A 22,204-nucleotide genomic window follows, 5' to 3' on the forward strand; every position below is an offset into this window, starting at 1 on the left:
CATTGTATTACGGCCACTTTCGGCCGCATATTTTTCCCACTAAATGGCAGCTACTAACACCTCTGGTAGAAGAAAAACCTCGGTGGCCCGCATTTACATGCAGGCCGGGCAAGGGAATATCACTATCAACGACCGGGACATGAAGTCCTACTTCGCCAACGAATTGTTGGAGAACATCGTGAACCAGCCCTTGGCTACCCTTGAGCAGGTGGGCCAGTACGATATCAAAGTGAACGTGAAGGGCGGCGGCATCGCCGGCCAGGCCGAGGCTATCCGCCTTGCCATCTCGAAAGCTTTGGTAAGCGACAACGAGGAAGTGAAGTCGGCCCTTCGCAAGGAAGGCTTTATGACCCGCGACCCCCGCATGGTTGAACGTAAGAAGTTCGGCAAGCGCAAGGCACGTCGCTCGTTCCAGTTCTCCAAACGCTAATATTCGAAGCAGACTATTATGGCTCAGTCCACCACCTACAAAGAGCTGCTTGACGCAGGTGCCCACTTTGGTCACCTTACGCGCAAGTGGGACCCGAAAATGGCGCCGTACATCTTCATGGAGAAGAACGGCATCCATATTATCGACCTCAACAAGACTCTGGCTTCGCTGGATTACGCGTCGAATGCTATTCGCAACATTGCGAAAAGCGGCCGCAAAATCATGTTCGTAGCCACCAAAAAGCAGGCCCAGGAGATTGTGCAGACGGAGGCAGTGCGCCTCAAGATGCCTTTCGTAACGGACCGCTGGCTGGGCGGGATGCTGACGAACTTCGCCACCATCCGCAAGAGCTTGAAGAAGATGAGCACCATCGACAAGATGGTGAAAGAGAACACCGCCTACGCCGCCCTGGCCAAGCGCGAGAAGCTGATGCTATCGCGTGAGCGCGACAAATTGGAGCGTGTGATGGGTGGTATCTCAGAGTTGAGCCGCCTGCCCGCTGCCTTGTTCGTGGTAGACGTGAAGCGCGAGCACATTGCTGTGAAAGAAGCGCAGAAATTGGGCATTCCGGTGTTTGCGATTTGCGATACCAACTCGAACCCAGATTTGGTACAATTCCCAATTCCGGCCAACGACGACGCCTCGAAGTCTATCCAGCTCATCATCAACGTGATTGGCAAGGCTATCGAAGATGGCCTGTCGGAGCGTAAGGTTGACAAGGAGGATGCCGACCGCAAGGAAGCCGATGAGGCGGCCATTGCTGAAAAGACTGAGGCTGACAAAGAAGCCTAAGCCGCTCGCTGTCAAAGCTTGACGAAAAAGGGAACGGTCGAGGCAAATGCTTGGCGGTTCCCTTTTTCTTTTTTAAGAGTAGCGCAGACTCTGTGAGTCCGCGTTTGCATAGTTCAAAGATTCCATTCACTCACCAACTCGCGGACTCGCAGAGTCCACGCTACTACTATGGCCGCTATCACCGCCGCAGATGTAAATAAGCTTCGCACCATGACCGGTGCAGGCATGATGGATTGCAAAAAAGCCCTGACCGAAGCCGATGGCGATTTCGAAGCCGCTCGCGACATTCTGCGTAAGCAGGGCCAGAAAATTGCTGATAAGCGCGCCGACAACGCTACGTCGGAAGGCTTAGTACTGGTAAACGTGAGCGCCGATGGCACTACCGGCAAGCTGGTAGCCCTCGCTTGCGAAACGGAGTCGGTAGCGAAAGTAGCTGACTTCCGCACGCTGGTGCAGCAAATCCTGGACACGGCGGTGAAAACCAACGTGGGCACCAAGGAGGACTTGCTGGCCGCTACGGAGGCCGACGGCCGCACCGTGCAGGAGCACATTACCGAGCTGACCGGCAAAATCGGCGAGAAGCTTGACCTCATCTACACCACCCTCACCGCTGAGAAAGTAGCTTCGTACATCCACTCGGATAACAAGAAGGGCGTACTCGTGGGCCTGAAGAACGTAGGTGATGCCGACATCGCCGCCGTAGGCCGCGACGTAGCCATGCAAATCGTTGCCATGAAGCCCGTTGCCGTTGACAAAGACGGTGTGGACGCTGGCACGGTAGAGCGCGAAATTGAAATCGGCAAGGAGCAGGCGCGTGCCGAAGGCAAGCCCGAGGCTATGCTGGAGAAAATCGCCCAGGGCAAGCTCAACAAATTCTACAAGGAGAACACCTTGCTGAACCAGGAGTTTGTAAAGGATAACTCGCTGACCATCGCGCAGTTGCTCGATAAAATGTCGAAAGGCATGACGGTATCGGACTTCAAGCGCGTAGCAATCGGCGCTTAGTTTGTAGCCTGCTTCGCCCTAGTATAGGAAAGCCCGCTGGCAATGCGCCAGCGGGCTTTTTTACGTCCGTTGATTTCGCTCTCAATTGTTGGCCGGGTGGGGAGTGTTCATCTCCTCGTGCATTTTACTCATCATGCCCAAGTAGTTTTCTAGCGGCTCCATTCCAATTGCCGCCCGGCGCTTGTTCACGCTCTTGGGGTCGCGCAACGACTTAGGAACTGCTTTACCAAGTCCTGGCCCCTTGTATTCTACTTGCGTTCCATATTCTTCCGGCTGGTTTGCGTTTATGGCTACCCTGTCGGTCAGATAGGCGTAATTCACTGGACTGGCGTTTTTGCGCTTCACCTCGGGCAGCATGAGCTTCAGTATCTGGCGCTGAAAATCTGGGTGGGCGTCGGCGTGCTGCACCAGCAGCCAAAAGTTGTTGGAGCTTTTTTCACCCACCTGCTTAAATCCAGGGTAGCCAGTCTGCTTTATAATCATTTCCAGAATAGGCTGATGGCGGGCGAAATTGTCTTTTTCTACTTGCACCAAGTCGCGGCCAGCACTATCAGGCAACTGCTTAAACATCTGCTGCATAGGCCACTGGTCTACGTAAGCCAGGCTATCAAGCGTTTTGCTCAGTTTGGGGTATACTACCGTCTGCGCAGTGACGGGAAGCGCAAGGCTGCTCACGCTTAGCAGTAATAAAAATTGTTTCATGCTACTTAAACTGCTTGAATATGAGCGTTATTGTTTATCAGTCTCGCGGTGTTGCCACGCCCGTACCCGCGCCCGCGCATTCTGGCGCACATTGAGGTAGAACAGATTATAATCGACAATGTGGAAGGAAACGCGTAACTCTCTGCGGCCCGGTATATGCAGGCGGCGGTAGCCGGAACGGTGCGGGTCATCGACCCAGAGTACGCCGCGGTAGGGCTGGGCAGTGGTAACGTGCGGGTCGATGCGCCGGAAGTTGAGGGGCACGCCTCCCCTATTCAGGCTGGCGGGGGCGTTGGCCGAGTCGAGCGTCCAGGTGAGGGGGTTGGTGACGAGCAAGCCGTGGTAGGGCTGGTAGTCGGTGCCGCGCACGGCAGTGTTCCAACCAATTATACCACCGGTTTGGAGCGAGTCGCGCAGGGCGGGCAGGTGCTGGTACTCGTTGGGCTTTACCAGGCGGCCGACCAGGTAGGCCGCCACTAACTGCTTGCGCAACTGCGGGTTATCATCGACCAGTTCGTGCAGGAGGCGGGTGAGGTGGGTAGTGCCCTGGCTATGGCCAGCCAGAATGAAGGGCCGGCCGTGGTTGTAGTGCGCGAGGTAATAGTGAAAGGCCGCCTTCACGTCGGCATAAGCCAGGTCGAGGGCAGGCTGAGCATTGGGGTCTTCGGTGGCGAAGAAGGTGTAGAGCGTGGCCTGCCGGTAGCGCGGGGCGTACAGCCGCCCCACATCGTAGAACAGGCTGGCCTGGTTGCGCAGGGAAGCACGGGCCGTATAGCGCTGCAAACGGCGCAGGCGGAGCGGAGCATTCCAGTAGCCCAACCGCCAGAAATAGGTGGTGGGATGCACGTAAAACACATCGGCTACCGTATCGGGCGGGGTGGCGGGCAGGCAGGGCGGGCGTTGCTGGGCAGCACTGCAGTGGCCGGGCAGCGCCGCCCAATTAGCCGAATCGGCATAATCGGGGGCGGGCCCGGCCGCCTTGACCGAAAACTAATGCACAGGCTGCAATAGCGTGAGGCAGCTACTGAGCGCCCCCAGGGCGCTGAAACTGGCCACTAGCAAAGCCCAGCGAATAACCGGCAAAGTCAGGGTGCTTTAGTGGCCGAATCGGTGGATATAGTAGTGGTAGGCACCACGGCCGCCGGCACTTTGGCGGGCGGCGGGGCTACTACTGGGGCGGCTACCGAATCGGCTTTAAACTGGCTGGCCGCGGCGGGCACAACTGGCCGGGCCACGGGGGCTACGCGAATAGTTTCGGGCGCAACGGCGGGCGGCAGGGTTATCTGGTCGGCTTGGGGGCCCACTTCGGGCGCAACGGCCGTAGAGTCGGCGGCGGTTTGGCTGGCGCTGGCGAGGTGCTCATCGGGCGCGGCGGGGCGGCTCATAAACAGGTAGAGCACGAGGCCCAGCACCACCAGGGCCCCGCCGATGATAAATACCAAATTAAGCGGGTTACGGCTCTCCTCGGCAAAACGCGGGTCGGGGCCAGCAGGCGGGGCGCTCGCGGCGGGCGCGGCCAGCCAGTCGGGCGCGGCGGCCGGAGGCGGCGCGGCCAATTCAGCGGGGTTGGGGGCTATTGTGTCGTAGGCGGCTATCGTGGCTTCGGGGATGGGCGCGGGGGCTTCGGGTAAAATGCTGTCTGGCAGCTCATTATCCAGTGGTAATACCGAATCCGAACTATTATCCTCCTGGGAAATTGGCAGGGCAGGCTCCAGGCCAAAAATCAGCTGGCGCTTGAGGATTTCGAATTCTTGCGGGGTAATGGTGCCCGCGTCCAGCATTTCTTTGAGCTGCCGCAGGGCGGCGAGCGACGAATGGGCATCGGACGGATTCATAGCTAAAGCAATAAGTAACTAACAATTAGGGCGTTACGATGGAAAGGCGCGTGCGGCGGCGCTCCAACAGCTTCACCCCGGCTTCGCGCAGCAACCCGTTGTTGACGAGTTGCACGCTGTCTTGGCTTAGGGTGATGGCATTGGCCTCGTTCTGACGCAGCAGCTCTTCGATGCGCTTGAGGTTGGCGGCGGTATTGGCGCGGGTGGCGTCGGCGTGGCGGTTCAGCTTCTCCTTTTCCTTGTCGATGGCCGCGATTTTAGCTTCGGCATCGGCTACCTGCTGGCGGTAGAAATTGGTGCGGGCGGCGGGCGCGTACTTCGTCAGAATACTCTCCAGTTGCTTAAAAGGCGCGGGCGTGAGGTCGGGCGAGAAGTAGGTGGAGGTTACTTTATCGCCAAACCCGCCAAACAGCGCCACTTCGGTGGTAGAGTCGGTGAGGGCCGTGGTGGCCGCGTATATATCGACGGTCCGGCTGGCGATAGACGTGCCGCTCACCTGCTTGGCCGCAAGCACGGGCTTCTTACCCAGCAAACCGGCCAAGCCACCCCTGAACGAGAGGCGCTGGCTGCTCTTCATGTAGGATTGCAGGAAGTCGCGGGTTTCGTCCTCGGTACCGTCGACCACCACGTTGACGCTGGCTTGGGTGTGGCCCGCGTAGGGCAGCTGGCCCTGGCGCACCTGGTAGCTTTGGGCCCAGGCGGGCGCGCTGGCAAAAAGGGCTCCTCCGAGCAGTACTAATCGCAAATTGAGCATGTTGGCAAAGGTAATGGTGGAGCTAGCGCAAGTCGTGGCGCGCAAAGGCGGCGCGCATATCCTGCTGCATCAGCTGAAAGCGGGCCACGGCGGCGGCCAGAAACTCATCGTCGAGGATTTGGCGAATCTCCACGTCGGGCGGGACCACGCCGCTCAGGTCGAGGTCGGCCACCTTGTAGGTTTGCTCCAGGGGGCCCTGCTCCAGCTTGAGCAAGTATTTGCCGTTCCAGGCCAGCAGGGTGATTTTGACTTGCGGATACGGAATGTCGGCAACGTGGCGCATGAAGAAAGCAAGATGGAATTGGCCGAAGATAATACGGCGGCTGGCCCGGCTGGTTAAACCCGACGTTAACGCCGCAGTGAGCCCCGGCAGTTGCAAGCCTTGGTTAGCTATCCACTCCCGGCGGCGTTTTCAAGCGCTCGCAGCCCTCTACGCCGCGGGGTAGGGCCAGATGGGCACCTACCCCACGGCAACATTTTACGCAGCCAGAGATTCCGTTACCCGGCTGAGGTCGGCGCTTACTTTTTGCAAAAAGGCCAGCTGCTCGGCCAGGGTGCGGTCGGGGGTTACAGTATCGACCTGGGCATCAGCGCTCACTCCATTCAGGAGGGGCACGGTAGGGGCCGTGGGGTCGGGCGGGGCCAGGGTGGGCGGGGCGGCAGCCAGCAAGCCCAAGCTTTTGCTGAGGGCGGCCTGGGCGCTGGTGAGCAGGCGGCGGCCGTCGGGTGGCACGGCCGGGTTGGGGGTGGTATCGTCCTGCCAGGTGGTGGTGAGGGCCGAGATATTGGCCGATAGAATGTGGTTGAGCACCACAAACTCGTGCACCTCGGTGGGATGGCGGCGGGTGCGGCGCGGCTCCGAAAGCATGCGCTGGAAGGCCGCCGCCAGGTTGGCCGAGGCCACGTACACGTCTTTGCGCAGCAGGCGATAGGTGGTGGGCGCTACTTCGCGGCCGGCCAGGCGGTCGGCCAGCTGGCGCAGGTAGGCTAGGTTGGCACGCAGGGTGGCCGCCAGCAGGGTGGGCAGTTGGTCGCCCTCCCAGCGCGGAAACAGCACGTAGGCCGTGGCCAGCGCAATGGCGCAGCCCAGCGCCGTGTCGGTGAGGCGCTCCTGAATGACGCCCAAGTAGCTCAGTCCCAGAAAGCTGAACATAATGAGCAGGTAGGCCGTGAGAAACACCACCGTAACCAGGTATTTGATGCGCTGAAACGAGTAGGCCACCACCATAAATACCAGTAGAAACAGGAAGCGCACATCGCCGCTGGGCACCGCCCACAGGATGAGCACCCCCAGCACGCCGCCCACCAGCGTGCCGCTAATACGCTGAATATTACGCTCTCGGGTGAGGCTAAAGCCGGGCTTGAGCATGAACGTAACCGTCATCAGTATCCAGTAGTTGTGCTGGCCGTGCCACAGCAGCTCGGCCACGGCGTAGGCCACGGTGCAGGCCACGGCCATGCGCACCGCATGCCGGAATACCGACGAGCTGAGCGTCAGGTTTTGGGCAAAGGCGCTCCATTCCAGCTCCTGGCGGGCCACAAACTGCGTGTGGCTGGCCACGCGGCCGGGGTCGGGCGCGGTATCGGCGGCCTGGGCCTCATCGAAGTAGCGCCGGATGCTAGTTACGCGCTGGTGCAGGTCGCGCAGGTTCACTAGTATCTTCTTCAATACCAGCGCACTAACGCCGGCACCGGGGTCGGGCGCGGGCAGGGCATTGATGCGCGCTTGCAGGCGCGTGAGTTCGGGCAGGCGGTCGGGCGGCGGGCTGCCGTAGGCGCGGTTTGCGAGCACAGCGCTGCCCAGGTAGTCGAGGTCGGTGGCGAGGCGGCCAATAAAGGCCTGTATTTCATACAGAATACCCGTATCGCCGAAGGCCGTACGCAGCGCCGCGTAGTCGTAGTAACCCGCCGTGATGTGCTCGTAGAGGTCCACCGTTTCGGTGAAGGTGAGCACCAGCCGGCGGCCCGCGCTCGTGCTTTCAGTTACTATCTGGCGGGTGCGGAAAATGAGGTCGCGCACGGCCTCCTGGCGGTCGCTCACTATTACTTGCTGCGCCACGAGGCGGCGATAGTCGTCGTCGAGGTTGGTAGCGGGGTTATAAAATGCGGCTTTGAGGGTCAGAAAGCCCGCCACGGCGTGCAGGCACTCGCCCAGCGCCTGCTGCGCCGCCCGGTAGGGCTGCACCCGGCCCTGCACCAGCGCCAGCAGCAGGTACCAGACGCCGCCCAGCGCCAGCAGCCCCGCGTGCAGCAGCACCGCCAGCCAGCCTACCGGCGGGTGGGCCAGCGTGAGCACCATGCCCAGCAGCGTGGCCGAGCCCACGGCCCCCGCGCGTGCGCCCCACACCAGCAACATAGTAAGCACGAAGCTCAGGCCCACTACCACCACGCCCAGCCCCAGCCGGTACGGGGCCACCGCGCCCGTAATCAGCGCGCCCAAAAACACCAGAACCAGGGCCGCCAGCAGGCCGTTGCGCCGGTGGCTCAGCGGGCCGGGCGTATCGGTCACGCTCAGGCATACGGCCCCCGTAGAGATGGTGATGCCCTCGGCCAGCTGCCCCCACTGCGCGCCCAGCAAGGCGGGCAGCAAAATGGCCAGCGTGATACGCAGCCCATCGGAAAAGTGCTGGCTGAATAAGAAGTACGACAGGTCGCGGCGCGACACGCGGGGCAGGGGCATTTTCGATTATCAGTTAACAATCATCAATTATCAATCAACTAGGCACCAATACGTTGCCAGCAGCACTCGGTTTATGCCTGATAATTGGTAAGTGATACCTGCTAATTGCTAGAGTAAGATAGTAGCCAACGTGTAGTCAGCTAGTAAGATAGATATAATGGAATTAGTAACGGCGGCCGTACTGGCCCGGCCCACTTCCAGGGCACCACCCTTCAGGGTGTAGCCTTTGTAGGAGGAAATGGCCGATACCAAAAAGGCAAATACCACCGACTTAATGAGCGAAAACACCACCGTGTAGGGCTTGAAGGAGTAGCGAATGCCCTCGATGTAGTCGGCCCCCGGCATCACGCCCGCCAGCTGCGTGGCAATGTAGCCACCCAGGATGCTCAGGTTCATGGCCAGGATAACGAGCAGCGGAAATACGAATATGGACGCCAGAATGCGCGGCAGTACCAGGTACGACGCCGAGTTGATGCCCATGGCATCGATGGCCGAAATCTGCTCGGTGATGCGCATGGTACCCAGCCCGCCCGCAATGGCCGAGCCCACCTTGCCGGCCAGCACGATGGAAATAATAGTGGGCGCGAGTTCCAGAATGGTCATTTCGCGCACCATGAAGCCCACCGTGCTCATGGGTACCAGGGGGTTGACCATGTTGTAGGCAATCTGCACGCAGGTTACGGCCCCGATGAAGGTCGAAACCAAGCCCACGATGAACACCGAATCAGTCCCAATCTCTACGGCCTCGTCGAGGGTGCGCTGCCACAGCACCTGGCGGCGCTCGGGCCGGGTCACCATCATCTGCATCAACAACACGAAGCGGCCAAATGCGGAAATGGGCCGGGGGTATCTATACATCACCTAAAAATAAAATAACGAGCCGCAAAGGTACGGCCAGGGCGGGGCGGCCCCTTCGGGGCCACCGCCGCAATCCTGGCTGACGCTTAGGGGCTCGTTTTATTTTACGGAGTGGCTAGTACAGGACGTCTTCCTCGGGTTGCAGGGGCTGGGGCAAGTCGGTTTCGCCCAGCAGCTCGCGCAGGTCAATCTCGATGCTGCGGCAAATGGCCAGCATCGACACATCGTTGTCCTGGTTATCGAAAGGGTTTTCGCTGTTGTGGCCTACCAGCTCAATGGTATTGAACACCCAGCTTACCGTGGCCGCAAAGGGCACCATGAGCCAGACGTGGAACGGCCCCAGCGCAATACGGTGGTCAAATTCCTCAACCAGACCCAGGGGCAGCAAGGCCGCAAAAATCCACACGAATACGTAGCTGAAGTAAGCGTACTGGCGCGGAAAGGGCGTGTTTTTAATGCGCTCGCAGGCCCCCTGCGCGTTGAAGAGGTCCTGGATGGTATCCATGAGCGCCACGTGGCGGTACTCGGTGAGCATGCCGTTCTGGTGCAGGTCCAGCACTTCCTTGCTTTGGTGGCGTAGCAGGTGGGTGGGCGGGTTGGCCTTGGTATTGAGGGCACGGTCGTCGGGGTCAGTGAGGAAGGGCACTACGTCGGTTTCCCACAGCTCAGCCGTTTGGCGGCGCAGGTGCAAGCGCAGGGCGTTGCACCAGGCCAGCTGCCGGTACAGCAGGCGGCGGTGCAGTTCGTGGGTGGCCGCCGGGGTGGGCAGAATTTCGCCTGACACGGGCTGCACGAAGTCAAACACCTGAAGCGACCAGATGCGCGAGGTATTCACGATGGAGCCCCACAACTGCCGGCCCTCCCAGAAGCGGGCGTAGGAACCGTTGCTCTTAAAGCCGATGTAAAAAGCCACCGCCGTACCCAGCATGGCCACCGGCTGCCACGGAATATCGAGCCAGTGAATATCAAGCGGGCCATAGAGCAGGCAAATGAATGCGTCGTACAGCGCGAAAGTGAGCAGAGGCCGCCAGCCGTATTCTTTCCAAACGAAACTGAAGCGAAGGTTTTTGCGAACGTACATAAAGAGAAAATGAGCGGACCATTCTTTTCGACCAAAGAACGGGCCAACCGCGCTGGGCGGCGCGTTCTTTGCCTGGTAGTGGGGGCCGGTGTGCGGCGCACCTCGCCCCATTACCCCAGAGCCCCGCCGATTGTTAGGCCGACTTTATATTTTTAATCTATGTTTAATCCGCGCTTCCTTCCCCTACTGCTGGCCTTGGCCGCCGCCACCCCCGCGCTGGCCCAGAAACCTGCTAAGCTCAAGTACCCCGGCAACGACTCCAAGCAGGTATACGACGCCGTGGAACAGCCCGCCGTGCCCAAAGGCGGCCCCGCCGCCTACGCCGACTACTTGCAGAGCCACCAGAAATACCCCACCGCCGCCCTGCGCGCCAACCAGGAAGGCACCGTGCTGGTCAACTTCATCGTGGAAAAAAGCGGCAGCGTGGGCGAAGTGGAGGTGAAGCAGCCCGTGGCCCCGCTGCTCGACGCTGAGGCTATCCGCGTTATCAAATCGGGCCCCAAGTGGACGCCCGCGCGCCAGCGCGGCCAACTAGTGCGCCAGCGCGTGACGGTGCCCGTGAGCTTTGTGCTGGCCCCCGGCTCGGGCGAAACGGTGGAGGTGCCGGCCCCCGGCAGCGGCAAGGCCGCTGCCCCCCTGCCCCCCGGTGCGGTAGCCGCCGCCCCCGGCACCACCTCGGTAGTGGGCACGGCCCCCAACGGCGCGGGCATCATTCGCCCCGAGAAATCGGCCCAGCCGGTGGGCGGCAACGCCGCGTTCTTCACCTGGATTACCGCCAACCAGAAATACCCCGACCTGGCCCGCAAGCGCCACATCCAGGCCAAGGTGCCGGTGGAATTTACCGTGCAGCCCGATGGCTCGCTCACCGATGCGCGCGTGATTCAGAAGCACGGCTCGGGGCTGGACGAGGAGGCCCTGCGCCTGATTAAAACCGCGCCCAAGTGGGAGCCGGCCCTGTATCAGGGCAAACCGATAAAGCAAAAGATGACCTTGCCGGTTATCTTTCAACTGTAGAGCTTCGCGCGTGGCATAGTGGCGTGCGTGGCCTCCGCTTCCGCGCCTTTCTGCCATGCTGCTCACGCTCTCCCCTACCCCCGTCCCGACGCTGGCCGCTGCCGGCTCGCCCAATTTTATCTGGAACCACCAGCGTCGCTACCTCGAAGGGGCGCAGAGCATCGCGCAGGCGCTATTCGATGCCCTCGACGATGACCTGCACCCCTACGTGCAGTTGCTAGCCCTGCCCCTCGACGATGCGAGCGAGCTACTCGTATGCCAGGAGCCCGTGGCCAGCAGCCTGCCGGCCGACCTGTTTGCCGGCCTGGTAGCCCAGGGCCTGACCTGCCCTGCCGTGGGCGTGCGCCCCGCGGCCTTGCTGCCCGACTCCGACGTCAACCCTGCCCAGCTGCGCCAGCGCTACGAAAACCGCAGTATTCGCGCGTTGGTGCAGCGGGCGCTGGATGAATTGGAGGAAAATGCTCATTATCAGCATTTTACTGGCTGGCCGGTGCGCATTGGCGGCTTCCTGGTTTTTACCCTGCTGCGGGTGCAGCGTAAACCGTTGCGCACGTACCCGTCGTTGCAGCCCGACCGTTTTTACACCGATGGCAAGCCGCTAGCCAATTCGCTGCTGGTGGGGGCCGTGTACCGCTTCAACGAGGAGTGCATAAAATCGTTGAATGAGCCCGAGCCGGGCGCAGGCTTCCTGTTCCGGCCCCGCGAAACGGACGAGCTGCTGCGCGCCGCCGGCAAAAGTCTGCTCGACACGCCGGCCCACGCCCTGGGGGCCGACCCCAGCATGGCGCAGCTTTTTTTTACGTTCAATACCATCTCCAGCCTGCGCTACGAGGGGGCCGAGGGCATTGGGCGGCTACTGCTGGTGCAGCGCGGCCACCCCAATGTGGAGGAAGTATTTGCCCTCACCTGCCCCACCGAGCTCAGCGACTACCGCGCCGTGCGCAAGCTGCTCGAAATGACCAGCCAAGACGTGCACTTGCTGGCCGACGCCGAAAAAGTATATGCCCTGGGCCGGCAGGTGGGCCACTACGATGCCAGCCGCGAGGACCTGTTCGACATTCACTTCGTGACGCACTACGCCTGGGAGTTTTCGCACGCCGGGCAGGTACTGCTGCGCGCCCGCTACGGCCTGCCCACGCTGCCGCGCCCCCGCCTCAACCGCACCCGCTTCAAGCGCGACCTCAAGCGCACCTTCGACGTGCACCAGGCCGACAAGGTGGCCCACCTCTGGGACGTGGTGCTCGAAGCCAGCAAGCAGCCCAAGGGCACGCTGCTCGTCATCACCACCGAGGCCCTGGCCGAGGCCGACCGCCTCAAGCTGCAATGCACGCTCATTGAGCCAGTGCCGCTCACGCCGCTCATCACCCAGCTCATCACCAGCATCGACGGCGCAGTACTGCTTGACCCTGAGGGCTATTGCTACTCCATTGGCGTCATTCTCGATGGCAAAGCCACCGGCAACGGTACCAGCACCCGCGGTGCCCGCTACAACTCGGCCGTGCGCTACGTCGAAAGCTCACCCTACCCCTGCCTGGTAGTAGTAGTGAGCGAAGATGGTATGGTGGACGTGCTCACCAAGGAAAACCTGGCCGAAAGCCGGCAGTAGCGCGAAGTTTCCACTTCGTGCGCGCATGTGACACAGGCCGACCCTAACGCGAGGGTACACGTTGCGCGCGCACACGAAGTGAAAACTTCGCGCTACTTCATTTTTGCCCGGAATGACCACGTGATTTTGAAGACCGCTACCACGTCGCCGGCTTCGTCCAGGCCCGTGCTGGTGCACACTACCATGCGGCCTTCGCCGGTGGCGCGGCTTTCGGCCACGGCCTGCGCAATGGCCAGCCCATCGGGGCAGGTGAAGGCGACGGTACCCACAGCTTTTTTGCTGAATTCGGCTGTGAGGCCCACCACCAGCATCGACACCGGGCCGCCGCTTTGCACCTGCATCATGGCCTGAATACCCGATGCCAGCTCGGCTGCCATAGCCAGGCAAGCAAAATAGATACTTCGGAAGGGATTCTGCGTGAGGTACTTATACCGCAGCGTAACGGTGGCCGCTTCAGGCGTGAGTGCCCGCAGGCGCAGGCCGGCCAGCCAGGCCATGGGCAGCTTGCGCAGCATAAAAAGCCGCAGCTTGGCCGGGCTCAGCACCTGGCGGCGAAAGGCAGCGGCCGCCGGCGAATCGGCTACCGGCAGGGGAAAAGAAGCCATACAAAGGGCGCTCGCTGGAAAGGACCAGCCGCGCCCGGCGAAGCTAGCGCTTTTTGGCGGCCGCGGCCGGCGCGGGCTTCACCACAAGCTCTTGGTAGCCAAAGGTGGGGTCGGTTTCGCGCACAAATTGCAGCGCGGGCAGCGCGCCCAGCACAATTTCGGCGGTGGTGTACACGCGGCAGCCATCCAGCAGGTGCCCGCCCAGAGTACGGCCGGTACTGTCGGCCACCGCCAGGTGCAGGTGCCCACCGCCCGTAGCCGAGAGCGTGCCCACGAGCGACACAATCTCGAAGTGCCCGTGGTAGTGGGTGGCGTTTTCCTGATTGGCGAGGCGCAGGCTCACCTCGGTGAGGCTACCCACGCAGGTAAGCATGGCCCCGGCTTCGAGGTGATGCGCGGTCACGAAGGCCGTGAGCTGCTGGCGCAAGTCGTCGCCGGGCTTCAGGCGCAGGGCGTAGGCAGTAAGCGCAGACGAAGGCACCATAGCGGCGTGGGTTTGGGCGTGGGCAGGGCTGGCCAGTAGCCCCAGGCCCAGCAACAAAATAGGTTTTAGCACTGCACAAAGAAACGCCCGGCCGCCGGAGTGGCAGCCAGGCATTTGGGTAAGCTTGACAGACAGTGAGCTACTTGCTGAACCGCACCGTGCCGTAGCGCACCTTGATGTTGACGTTGCCCGCGCCGGGTGCCGGCACCCGGCCGCCGTACACGCCCAGCACATCGGCAATGCCCTGGCTGTTTTCGCCCGAGGAGATAACACGGACCTGCTTTTTATCGACCAGCAACTGGCCCTGCTCGGTACTCACATCGAAGCGGAAGCTTGGCGTGGCCTCGGCAAACCCCAGCCGGATGGTACTGTAGCCGCCGTCCAGGGTTATCTGGCGGAAGTTGGCGCCCATATCGCGCACCTCAAAATCGGGGCAGTAGCGCACGGCCATATCCAGGCCATCGCTCAGCTTACCCACGCTGAAGTGCGAATAGCCCGACGAGCCCCGCAGGGTGTGCACCGAGCCCAAGGCCACGCCGCCGTATTTGCTGTTCACCGTTAGGTCGTGCACGGTGCCCATGTCCACGTCCGAGTAGTTGGTGCGCAGCTCAATCACTTCGCCCGCATCGAGGCGCAGGCGGGCGTAGTCGGCCTCGAAGCTGGCCTGCTTGGCGTAGGGTAGCGTGGCATCGCCGTTGGCGATGCGCACCACGTTGCCCGCGCCGTTGAGGCGGCCGGTGCGCAGCGTGCCGTAATTCACAGTGAATTGGGCCGGGCCCTGCCAATCGCCGACCACCACTACATCGGCAAAAGAAGTAGTAACGCGCAGGGCCGTGGTACTAGGCAGCCATACGGTGTAGTTGATTTCGTAGCGGCAGCCCGCGCCGCTACACTTGCCCTTGAGCCCAGGGCCAAACTGCGAGTTCACGGCCACACCGCCCGTGCGGGCGTCGTAGTCAAGCCACTGCACGCCCAGGCTGCCGAGCAGCTGCTCGGCGCCAAGGGTGGTTTCGGCGCGGGCAATTAGCTCGGCCTCTACCTTCATTTCGGGCTTGTTCCAAGTGCTTACGCGCACGTGGCCATAGCGGGTATCAAGGGCAAATACTTGCCCCACTTTTGCCACCTGAAAGCTGCGGCTGATGCGCCGCCGCTGCTCAATGGGTGGGTTGGCCTGCTCCTGGCTGGGCTGCGGCTGGGCGGCAGGGATATCCTGACTGCTGCCGCCCACCGGGGCCACATAATAGGTTACCCCCGGTAGGTGCTCGGGCACAGCTTGCCCAAGTGCCACCTGGCACTGCCCCGCAAGGCCTAACACCCCCATCAGCACCAGATAGCGGCTAGCGAGCATTCCGGCGAACAATGTTATCGGCAATACCGCGGCTATCGGCCAGCACGTATTCGCCATTTAGCCCGCCGTTGCCAGCCAGGGCCGTTTGGTCGTTGCCGTGCAGCTCCAGCTGCCGGTCCAGGATATCGAGCCTGATTTGCAGGTTGCGGTTCATGGCCGTGAGTACTACTTCGGGCTGGGGGTGGCGGGGCAGCTCGCGCTTAAGCTGCTGGTAGCTTGAATCGAGCCCCACCAGCTCGCGGGCCCATTCGGCCGTGGCGGCCGGGGCCAGCTGGCCAAGCTGCGTTTTGCGGTCGGTGAGCTGCGCGATGTAGTAGCGCTCCATACCATGCACCGCCGTGTCGAGGCGAACGTCAGCAGTGGTACCACCCTGGCTGGCGGCCAGCACGGTAGCATCGGTGCCCAGGTAGAGCGCCGCATCGGCGGTAGCAGTGTTCGTAATAGCACTTTGCTCCGTGGCTACGGCGGGGCTATGCCTGGTTTTCCAAGCCTCGCCCATGCCAGCGGCAATAACCAGCGCCGCCAGCGCGGCGGCGATGCCGTAGGGCTGCCAGCGCGCAGCTTTTGGCAGGCGAGTGGCAGGCAGGGGGATTTCGGTAGTAAGCGGCGCAATAAACGTAGCGGGCGCAATGCTCATACGGGGAGTCTCCGCTTCGGCCGGGCTGTCGCTGTGCAGTTGCTTTTCGAGGGCAGCCCACAGTTCGGGCCGGGGCTCGTGCAGGTCGAAGTCGGCCCGATGCCGCTCCGCGTATTCTTCTAGTGAATGACGATGAATAGGTTTCATAATAGATAGAGGTCCGCGGTGAAGCGGAATAGCGCATTGAGCGTGAGACTAATACGAGTGTCCCGGCGAACAAAGCTGGTAGCGAGGGTAGTAAAGAGAAGAACTACTTGTAGGTCAACTACTTACTTAGCTTAAGCCACGCTGCATAGCCAACTCGCGCAGGCGCGTGCGGGCCCGGCTATACTGTGATTTTGAGGTAGATTCAGTAATGCCCAGAATACCAGCTATTTCCAGGTGGTCGTAGCCCTCAAGCAGGTATAGCGACAGCACCACGCGGTAGCCGTCGGGCAACTCCTGAATGCAGCGCCGCAGCACATCGGCGCGGTACTGCTGCTCCTCAGCATCTTCGTGGGCGTGGGTCGATAGTACTTCGGCCGGGGCCGCATCCTGGTGGAAGTCTTCGAGCGGCACCAACTGCAAGCGCCTTTGCCGCAGGCAGTTAATGCTTTTATTCACCACAATGCGCTTGAGCCAGGCCCCAAACGATGAGTCGCCCTTGTACCCGCTCAGCTCGCGAAACGCGCTCAGAAAAGACTCCTGCAACACATCCTCCGCCTCAGCGTGGTCGCCGGTAATGCGCAGGGCTGCGTTGAACATGGCCTTCGAGTAGCGCCGATACAGCTCGGCCTGCGCCTGGCGGTCGTTGACGCGGCACCGCTCCACCAGCGGGGCATTGATGTCGATATACGCAACGGCTTCCATAGGCAAACTCGGCTTGGGTAAGGCGCAAAGGGCAAGGTTGCCCGCCCAAGCAACCATAGCTAACAGACAATGTGTGCGGGCGCTAGGTTGCACTAGCCTTATTAAGCCAGTGTTTTATCGTGCTGGTGCAGCAGCCGCACCACTAGGCCGGTCCAGCCGGTTTGGTGGCTGGCCCCCAGCCCGTTGCCCGTGTCGCCGTCGAAGTACTCGTGAAACAGCAGGTAATCGCGGAAGTGCGGGTCGGTTTGCAGCAGCCCGGCCTGGCCAAAGGCTGGCCGCAGCCCTTCGGCATTGCGCAGCAGCAGCCGTGCCATGCGCTCAGATAGCGCGTCGGCTACCTGGCTCAAATTGTGCAACTTACCCGAGCCGGTTGGGTATTCTACTGTGAAAGAGTCGCCGTAATACGAATGAAAACGCTGCAACGACTCTATTATCAAGTAGTTAACCGGAAACCATACTGGCCCACGCCAGTTGGAGTTGCCCCCAAACATATCGGAGTCCGACTCTCCCGCCAGATACGCCACCTCGAAAGATGCCTCCTCGGTGTGGTACTCGTAAGGATGCTCCAAATGGTAGCGCGATAGCGACCGAATGCCGTAGTCGGAGAGAAACTCCGTCTCGTCGAGCATGCGGGTGAGCACACTATGCAGGCGGCTGCGGCGCATCAGGCTCAGCAGGTGGCGGGCACCCTTACCTGGTTCCTGCCAGCGCGATATCAGCTCGGCCAGGTGCGGCCGGTGCTGCACCAGCCACCGCGCTCGCGCCGTAAATTCGGGCACCGCATCGAGTAATTCATCTTCAAGCACTTCCACAGCAAAAAGCGGAATAAGCCCCACCATCGAGCGAATGCGCAGGCGCGTGCGCGAGTCGTCGGGCATGTGCAGCACGTCGTAGTAAAACTGGTCTTGCTCATCCCAGAGGTTAAATTTACCGCCGCCGCCTAGCGTCATAGCGTGGGCGATGTACAGGAAGTGCTCGAAGAACTTACTGGCCATTTCCTGGTACACCGGGTTGGTTTTGGCCAGCTCCAAGGCCATCCGCATCAGGTTGAGGGCAAACATGGCCATCCAACTGGTGCCGTCGCTCTGCTCAATCTTGCCGCCCGTGGGCAGCGGTGCCGAGCGGTCAAACACCCCAATGTTGTCCATCCCCAAAAAGCCGCCCTCGAAGATGTTGCGTTCATCGCGGTCCTTGCGATTTACCCACCACGTAAACGTCATTACCAGCTTCTGAAAAACGGCTTCCAAAAATGCGTGGTCCCCGACACCACCGTTGAGCTTACGGTCCATCTGGTACACGCGCCACGTGGCCCAGGCATGCACCGGCGCGTTCACGTCCTCAAACTTCCACTCGTAAGCCGGCATCTGCCCGTTGGGGTGCAGGTAACCATCCTGGCACAGCAGGCGCAGCTGCTGCTTGGCAAAGCTGGCATCCACCATGGCCAGTGGTAGGCAATGAAAAGCCAGGTCCCAGGCCGCATACCACGGGTACTCCCACTTGTCGGGCATCGAGATAATGTCCGCGTTGTGCAGGTGCCGCCAGGTCGAGTTGCGGCCCTCCTGCCGCGGGCCAGTCGGGGCCGGCCACTTGGGGTCACCATCGAGCCACTGGCTCACATCGTAGTAGTAGTACTGCTTGCTCCATAGCATTCCCGCAAATGCCTGGCGCTGCACGGCCCGCGCATCAGGCTCCGTCACGCTTTCCTGCACGCAGTCATAAAATACATCCGCCTCTTCCTGCCGAGCTCCAAATACTTGGTCGAAATCCACAAACGGGGCCTCGTGTGTAGGCTGGCTCAGCCGCACGCGCACCACCTGCGCCTCACCCGGCGCAATAGTCAGCACATAATGCGCAGCGGCCTTAGTTCCCCGCTGGGCTGGGTTCACGGCCTTTAGCCGGCCCGCTACCAGGTAATCGTTAATACCATCCTTGAAGTACGCATCCTCTTTATTAAGCTCATCCGAAAGGTCTGTATTCGTTTCATTATCACAGAATAGCAACTCCGTATCCTGGTCGCAATAGAGTTGATATTCACCCAAAGTCGCGTGCTGAGCCTGCACCAGGTTTGCCTGTGGGGTAGTCAGCTCAGGCCGCCTATCATCATAGCCCCAGGCCCAGGTATTGCGAAACCACAGCTGCGGCAGCACGTGTAGCGTCGCTGCTTCCGGCCCCCGGTTGTGGGCCGTAATGCGCACCAGCATATCATCGGGCCCCGCCTTGGCATACTCAACAAACACGTCAAAGTACCGGCTCTCGTCAAAAATGCCGGTATCCAGCAGTTCGTATTCTGGCTCCAGCCGCGTGCGTGCAGCATTCTGCGCCACCAAATCTTCGTACGGAAAAGCCTGCTGCGGATACTTATACAGCATTTTCATATACGAGTGCGTGGGCGTACTATCCAAGTAGTAGTACTGCTCCTTCACGTCCTCGCCGTGGTTGCCCTGCCCGTTGGTGAGGCCAAACAGCCGCTCCTTCAGCTGCGCGTCAACGCCGTTCCACAAGCCCACCGAGAAGCACAGCCGCTGCTGGTCGTCGCTCAAGCCCGCCAGCCCTTCCTCGCCCCACCGGTAGGCGTAGGAGCGTGCCATGTCGTGGGTGATAAAGTCCCAGGCATTGCTATCAGGGCTGTAATCTTCGCGCACAGTACCCCACTGCCGCTCAGTCAGATAGGGGCCGAACTTCCGCCAATCAGCAGTCTTGTTATTGGCTTCCGCCAAGCGTCGTTGCTCTTCCATGCTAGTAATCAATCTAAAATCCGGTTAGCCCACCAACCGTTAATCAACCGCCCATCACCCGCCAACGTAGTAGGTGCCATGGTAGTAAGCGTACTCATACATACTTCTCACGCATCCCACAGTTACCCTAGCAGCAGCAAACATTACAAAAGATGCCCTACTGCCAGCCACTATTCACGCAAAAAGGGGGATGCGCCTTGCGACGCATCCCCCTCTCACAAATTTAGCTAACTTACTCAGCTTTAGCAGCCTCCTCACGGGTTTCACCGTTAGTCAACGTCTCCGTAGTAGTATCAGCTGGAGCTTCCTGCGTAGTGGTAGCAGCCGGAGCGTCCGAAGTAACTTCGACAGCCGACGTAACAGCTTCGTTATCAGCGCCTTCAGCCTTGCCACCACGGCGGCGCGAGCGGCGCGTAGTGGTCGATTTAGCTTCCGTGGCGTTCTTGGCTTCGAGCATCGTCTCGTTGAAGTCAACCAACTCAATAATGCACATATCAGCATTGTCACCGGCGCGGGTGGCGCTCAGCTTCAGAATGCGGGTATAGCCACCGGGGCGGTTAGCAATACGGCCAGCAATCTCGCCGTACAGCTCCTTCAGGCTCACCTTGCTTTGCAGCGTGGCGAATACTGTCCGGCGCGAGTGCGTCGTATCGTCCTTCGCCTTGGTCAGTAGGGGCTCAATGTACTTACGCAAGGCCTTTGCTTTAGCAACCGTAGTGGTTACGCGCTTATGCATAATCAGCGACGAAGCCATGTTCGATAGCATCGCGTGACGGTGGGCGGTAGTACGGCCCAAGTGGTTGATTTTCTTACCGTGTCTCATCGGACAAATTGGTTAAATGCTACGCTTGCGGACCAGGACCACGGCGGGTCGCGAGAACCTCATTAGAACCCTAATCCCTAGGGCGCGGCGGGTTATTGAAAGGGTGTTTATAAAAAATTACTGGCTACCAATTTCCTCAAGTGAGAAATTCAGCAGCCAGTAACATAGGCTTTTCTAGTCTTCGTCCAAGCGGTATTTGCCGAGGTCCATCCCGAAGTGCAGACCCTTTTCTTCCACAAGGTTCTCCAACTCCGTGAGGCTTTTCTTACCGAAATTGCGGAATTTCATCATGTCAGCCATGTCGAGTTGTACCAACTCGCCCAGCGTCTTGATATCGGCCGCCTTCAGGCAGTTGTAAGCCCGCACCGAAAGATCCATCTCGCCGAGCGATGTTTTCAGCACCTTGCGCATGGCCAGCGTCTCCTCATCAATCGGCTCAGCTACGGCCGGGCGGTTACCGCTCAACTGTATCGTGCTGTCCGAGAACAGCATGAAATGCTGAATCAGGATGTTAGCGGCACCTTTCAGCGCCTCTTCCGGATGAATTGAACCGTCAGTTTGAATCTCGATAAGCAAACGCTCATAGTCAGTCTTCTGCTCTACGCGCGTGTTCTCAATGCTATACTTTACGTTCTTAATGGGCGTGTAGATAGCATCAATCGCGATTTGACCAAAAACCTGGTCGGTCGGCTTGTTCTCATCGGCCGGTACGTAGCCACGACCACGCGCAATGGTGAACTCAAACTCCAACTCCTTAGCGGGGTCGAGGTTGCAGATAACCATTTTGGGATTCAGAATCTGGAAACCCACGGCAAACTTGCCGATGTCACCAGCCGAGAACGTGTCCTGCCCGCTGATACGCACCGTAATCTTGTCCTCGATGGCGTCGCTGATTTTCTTGAAGCGCACCTGCTTGAGGTTCAGAATGATTTCGGACATGTCCTCAATCACCCCTTCAATCGTCGAAAATTCGTGCAGCACCGAAGTCGTGCGCACCGACGTAATGGCGAAGCCCTCCAACGACGAAAGCAGAATGCGACGTAGCGCGTTCCCAATCGTAACGCCGTAGCCCTTCTCCAGAGGCTTGAATTCAAACGTTCCGGTAAAGTCGTCGGATTTCTCCATCACTACTTTCTCCGGCATCTGAAAAGCTAAGATTGACATATGTGGGGCAGTTAATTATGTAACGGGAAAAGCAAGCCCGAAGCTTGCTTAGTACTTGGTAGCCAAATAGAACCGTAAGCAGGCTCGTTTAGTGTCGCTTGGGCCGCGCTCTCACAAGCTAACTCCAGCGATACCGGCTTAGCACAAATGCGGCCCGAACAATGTCCGGGCCGCACCAAGTGCCAATCTATTATTACTTCGAATACAATTCGACGATGAGCTGCTCCGTGATTTTCTCCGGAATCAACTCACGCGACGGCATGTTGGTGAAAACACCCAACATCTCTTTACCATCCCACTCCAGCCATGAGAACTGGCGCGAGTTGCGCACCGTCAGGTTGGTAGTAATAGCCTCAAGCGACTTAGACTTCTCACGCACACCTACTTGGTCGCCAGCACGCAGCTTGTACGAAGGGATATTTACCACCTCACCGTTCACCGTAATGTGCTTATGCGACACCAACTGGCGCGCAGCACGACGCGTGCTAGCGATGCCCAAACGGTACACTACATTGTCAAGGCGCGACTCCAACAAGCCAAGCAGGTTATCACCGGTGATACCGGGCAATACTGCGGCCTTATGGAAGAGGTTCTCGAACTGCTTTTCAAGCACACCGTACATGTACTTTACTTTCTGCTTCTCCATCAACTGCACGGAGTACTCAGACTGCTTCTTTCGGCGGCCGCGGCCGTGCTGGCCAGGGGGGTAATTCTTTTTGTTGAGTGCCTTGCTTGGACCGAAAATCGGCTCCGAAAAGCGACGGGCAATTTTGGCGGTAGGGCCAGTATAACGTGCCATGGG

22 protein-coding genes are annotated in these 22,204 nt (G+C 60.0%); 5 read left to right on the forward strand and 17 right to left on the reverse strand.

Annotated features, from left to right (window positions below):
* Positions 1-43: 43 nt before the first annotated feature.
* From rpsI to tsf, 3 genes are all read left to right on the forward strand, one after another.
* On the forward strand, positions 44-430 hold the full coding sequence (rpsI, locus tag QMK33_RS00885; RefSeq protein WP_283562669.1) for a 30S ribosomal protein S9: 387 nt from the start codon (positions 44-46) through the stop codon (positions 428-430).
* A gap of 18 nt (positions 431-448) precedes the next feature.
* Positions 449-1,222 (forward strand): 30S ribosomal protein S2, encoded by a 774-nt coding sequence (gene rpsB, locus QMK33_RS00890; RefSeq protein WP_283562670.1) that lies wholly within the window; start codon positions 449-451, stop codon positions 1,220-1,222.
* A gap of 168 nt (positions 1,223-1,390) precedes the next feature.
* Positions 1,391-2,227 (forward strand): translation elongation factor Ts, encoded by an 837-nt coding sequence (gene tsf, locus QMK33_RS00895; protein ID WP_283562671.1) that lies wholly within the window; start codon positions 1,391-1,393, stop codon positions 2,225-2,227.
* Between the two features lie 81 nt (positions 2,228-2,308).
* Here the strand turns inward: tsf and QMK33_RS00900 are convergent, their stop codons facing one another.
* From QMK33_RS00900 to QMK33_RS00935, 8 genes are all read right to left on the reverse strand, one after another.
* Positions 2,309-2,929: a DUF6624 domain-containing protein gene (locus QMK33_RS00900; RefSeq protein ID WP_349361659.1), complete on the reverse strand. Its 621-nt coding sequence runs from the start codon at positions 2,927-2,929 to the stop codon at positions 2,309-2,311.
* A 27-nt stretch (positions 2,930-2,956) separates the two neighbouring features.
* Complete coding sequence (locus QMK33_RS00905) at positions 2,957-3,784, reverse strand: DUF3089 domain-containing protein (protein WP_283562673.1); 828 nt, start codon at positions 3,782-3,784, stop codon at positions 2,957-2,959.
* A 230-nt stretch (positions 3,785-4,014) separates the two neighbouring features.
* Positions 4,015-4,764 carry an SHOCT domain-containing protein gene (locus tag QMK33_RS00910; protein ID WP_283562674.1) on the reverse strand — a complete coding sequence of 250 codons (750 nt, stop codon included), beginning with the start codon at positions 4,762-4,764 and terminating at the stop codon, positions 4,015-4,017.
* Between the two features lie 25 nt (positions 4,765-4,789).
* Complete coding sequence (locus tag QMK33_RS00915) at positions 4,790-5,518, reverse strand: hypothetical protein (RefSeq protein WP_283562675.1); 729 nt, start codon at positions 5,516-5,518, stop codon at positions 4,790-4,792.
* Positions 5,519-5,540: 22 nt separating this feature from the next.
* A complete protein-coding gene (locus tag QMK33_RS00920) occupies positions 5,541-5,801 on the reverse strand; it encodes a hypothetical protein (RefSeq protein ID WP_283562676.1) in 261 nt (86 codons plus the stop codon).
* Between the two features lie 195 nt (positions 5,802-5,996).
* Positions 5,997-8,198 carry an FUSC family membrane protein gene (locus tag QMK33_RS00925; RefSeq protein ID WP_283562677.1) on the reverse strand — a complete coding sequence of 734 codons (2,202 nt, stop codon included), beginning with the start codon at positions 8,196-8,198 and terminating at the stop codon, positions 5,997-5,999.
* 108 nt (positions 8,199-8,306) lie between these two features.
* Positions 8,307-9,056 (reverse strand): MlaE family ABC transporter permease, encoded by a 750-nt coding sequence (locus QMK33_RS00930; protein ID WP_283562678.1) that lies wholly within the window; start codon positions 9,054-9,056, stop codon positions 8,307-8,309.
* Between the two features lie 115 nt (positions 9,057-9,171).
* On the reverse strand, positions 9,172-10,137 hold the full coding sequence (locus QMK33_RS00935; RefSeq protein ID WP_283562679.1) for a bestrophin family protein: 966 nt from the start codon (positions 10,135-10,137) through the stop codon (positions 9,172-9,174).
* 159 nt (positions 10,138-10,296) lie between these two features.
* Here QMK33_RS00935 and QMK33_RS00940 point away from each other — a divergent pair, with 159 nt between their 5' ends.
* Positions 10,297-11,151 (forward strand): energy transducer TonB, encoded by an 855-nt coding sequence (locus tag QMK33_RS00940; RefSeq protein ID WP_283562680.1) that lies wholly within the window; start codon positions 10,297-10,299, stop codon positions 11,149-11,151.
* Positions 11,152-11,206: 55 nt separating this feature from the next.
* Positions 11,207-12,757: a diadenylate cyclase gene (locus QMK33_RS00945; RefSeq protein ID WP_283562681.1), complete on the forward strand. Its 1,551-nt coding sequence runs from the start codon at positions 11,207-11,209 to the stop codon at positions 12,755-12,757.
* Between the two features lie 92 nt (positions 12,758-12,849).
* Here QMK33_RS00945 and QMK33_RS00950 read toward each other — a convergent pair whose 3' ends face one another.
* The 9 genes from QMK33_RS00950 to rpsD form a co-directional block, all read right to left on the reverse strand.
* Complete coding sequence (locus QMK33_RS00950) at positions 12,850-13,362, reverse strand: DUF4442 domain-containing protein (RefSeq protein ID WP_283562682.1); 513 nt, start codon at positions 13,360-13,362, stop codon at positions 12,850-12,852.
* A 43-nt stretch (positions 13,363-13,405) separates the two neighbouring features.
* A complete protein-coding gene (locus QMK33_RS00955) occupies positions 13,406-13,918 on the reverse strand; it encodes a PPC domain-containing DNA-binding protein (RefSeq protein ID WP_283562683.1) in 513 nt (170 codons plus the stop codon).
* 67 nt (positions 13,919-13,985) lie between these two features.
* Complete coding sequence (locus tag QMK33_RS00960) at positions 13,986-15,116, reverse strand: hypothetical protein (protein WP_283562684.1); 1,131 nt, start codon at positions 15,114-15,116, stop codon at positions 13,986-13,988.
* Between the two features lie 67 nt (positions 15,117-15,183).
* Positions 15,184-15,978, reverse strand: a complete 795-nt coding sequence (locus tag QMK33_RS00965; protein WP_283562685.1) for a hypothetical protein — start codon at positions 15,976-15,978, stop codon at positions 15,184-15,186.
* Between the two features lie 126 nt (positions 15,979-16,104).
* The gene (locus tag QMK33_RS00970) at positions 16,105-16,680 is read right to left on the reverse strand and encodes an RNA polymerase sigma factor (protein WP_283562686.1); all 576 of its coding nucleotides are present in this window, start codon (positions 16,678-16,680) and stop codon (positions 16,105-16,107) included.
* Between the two features lie 101 nt (positions 16,681-16,781).
* Positions 16,782-19,415 (reverse strand): MGH1-like glycoside hydrolase domain-containing protein, encoded by a 2,634-nt coding sequence (locus QMK33_RS00975; RefSeq protein ID WP_283562687.1) that lies wholly within the window; start codon positions 19,413-19,415, stop codon positions 16,782-16,784.
* 232 nt (positions 19,416-19,647) lie between these two features.
* On the reverse strand, positions 19,648-20,238 hold the full coding sequence (rplQ, locus tag QMK33_RS00980) for a 50S ribosomal protein L17 (protein ID WP_283562688.1): 591 nt from the start codon (positions 20,236-20,238) through the stop codon (positions 19,648-19,650).
* 174 nt (positions 20,239-20,412) lie between these two features.
* Entirely contained in the window at positions 20,413-21,402 is a 990-nt protein-coding gene (locus QMK33_RS00985) for a DNA-directed RNA polymerase subunit alpha (protein WP_283562689.1), read from the reverse strand.
* A gap of 193 nt (positions 21,403-21,595) precedes the next feature.
* Positions 21,596-22,201, reverse strand: coding sequence for a 30S ribosomal protein S4 (gene rpsD, locus QMK33_RS00990; protein ID WP_283562690.1), 606 nt, complete (start codon positions 22,199-22,201; stop codon positions 21,596-21,598).
* Between the last annotated feature and the right edge of the window lie 3 nt (positions 22,202-22,204).

Origin of the sequence: Hymenobacter sp. H14-R3, from assembly GCF_030063445.1 — a bacterium.
Classification (GTDB): domain Bacteria; phylum Bacteroidota; class Bacteroidia; order Cytophagales; family Hymenobacteraceae; genus Hymenobacter.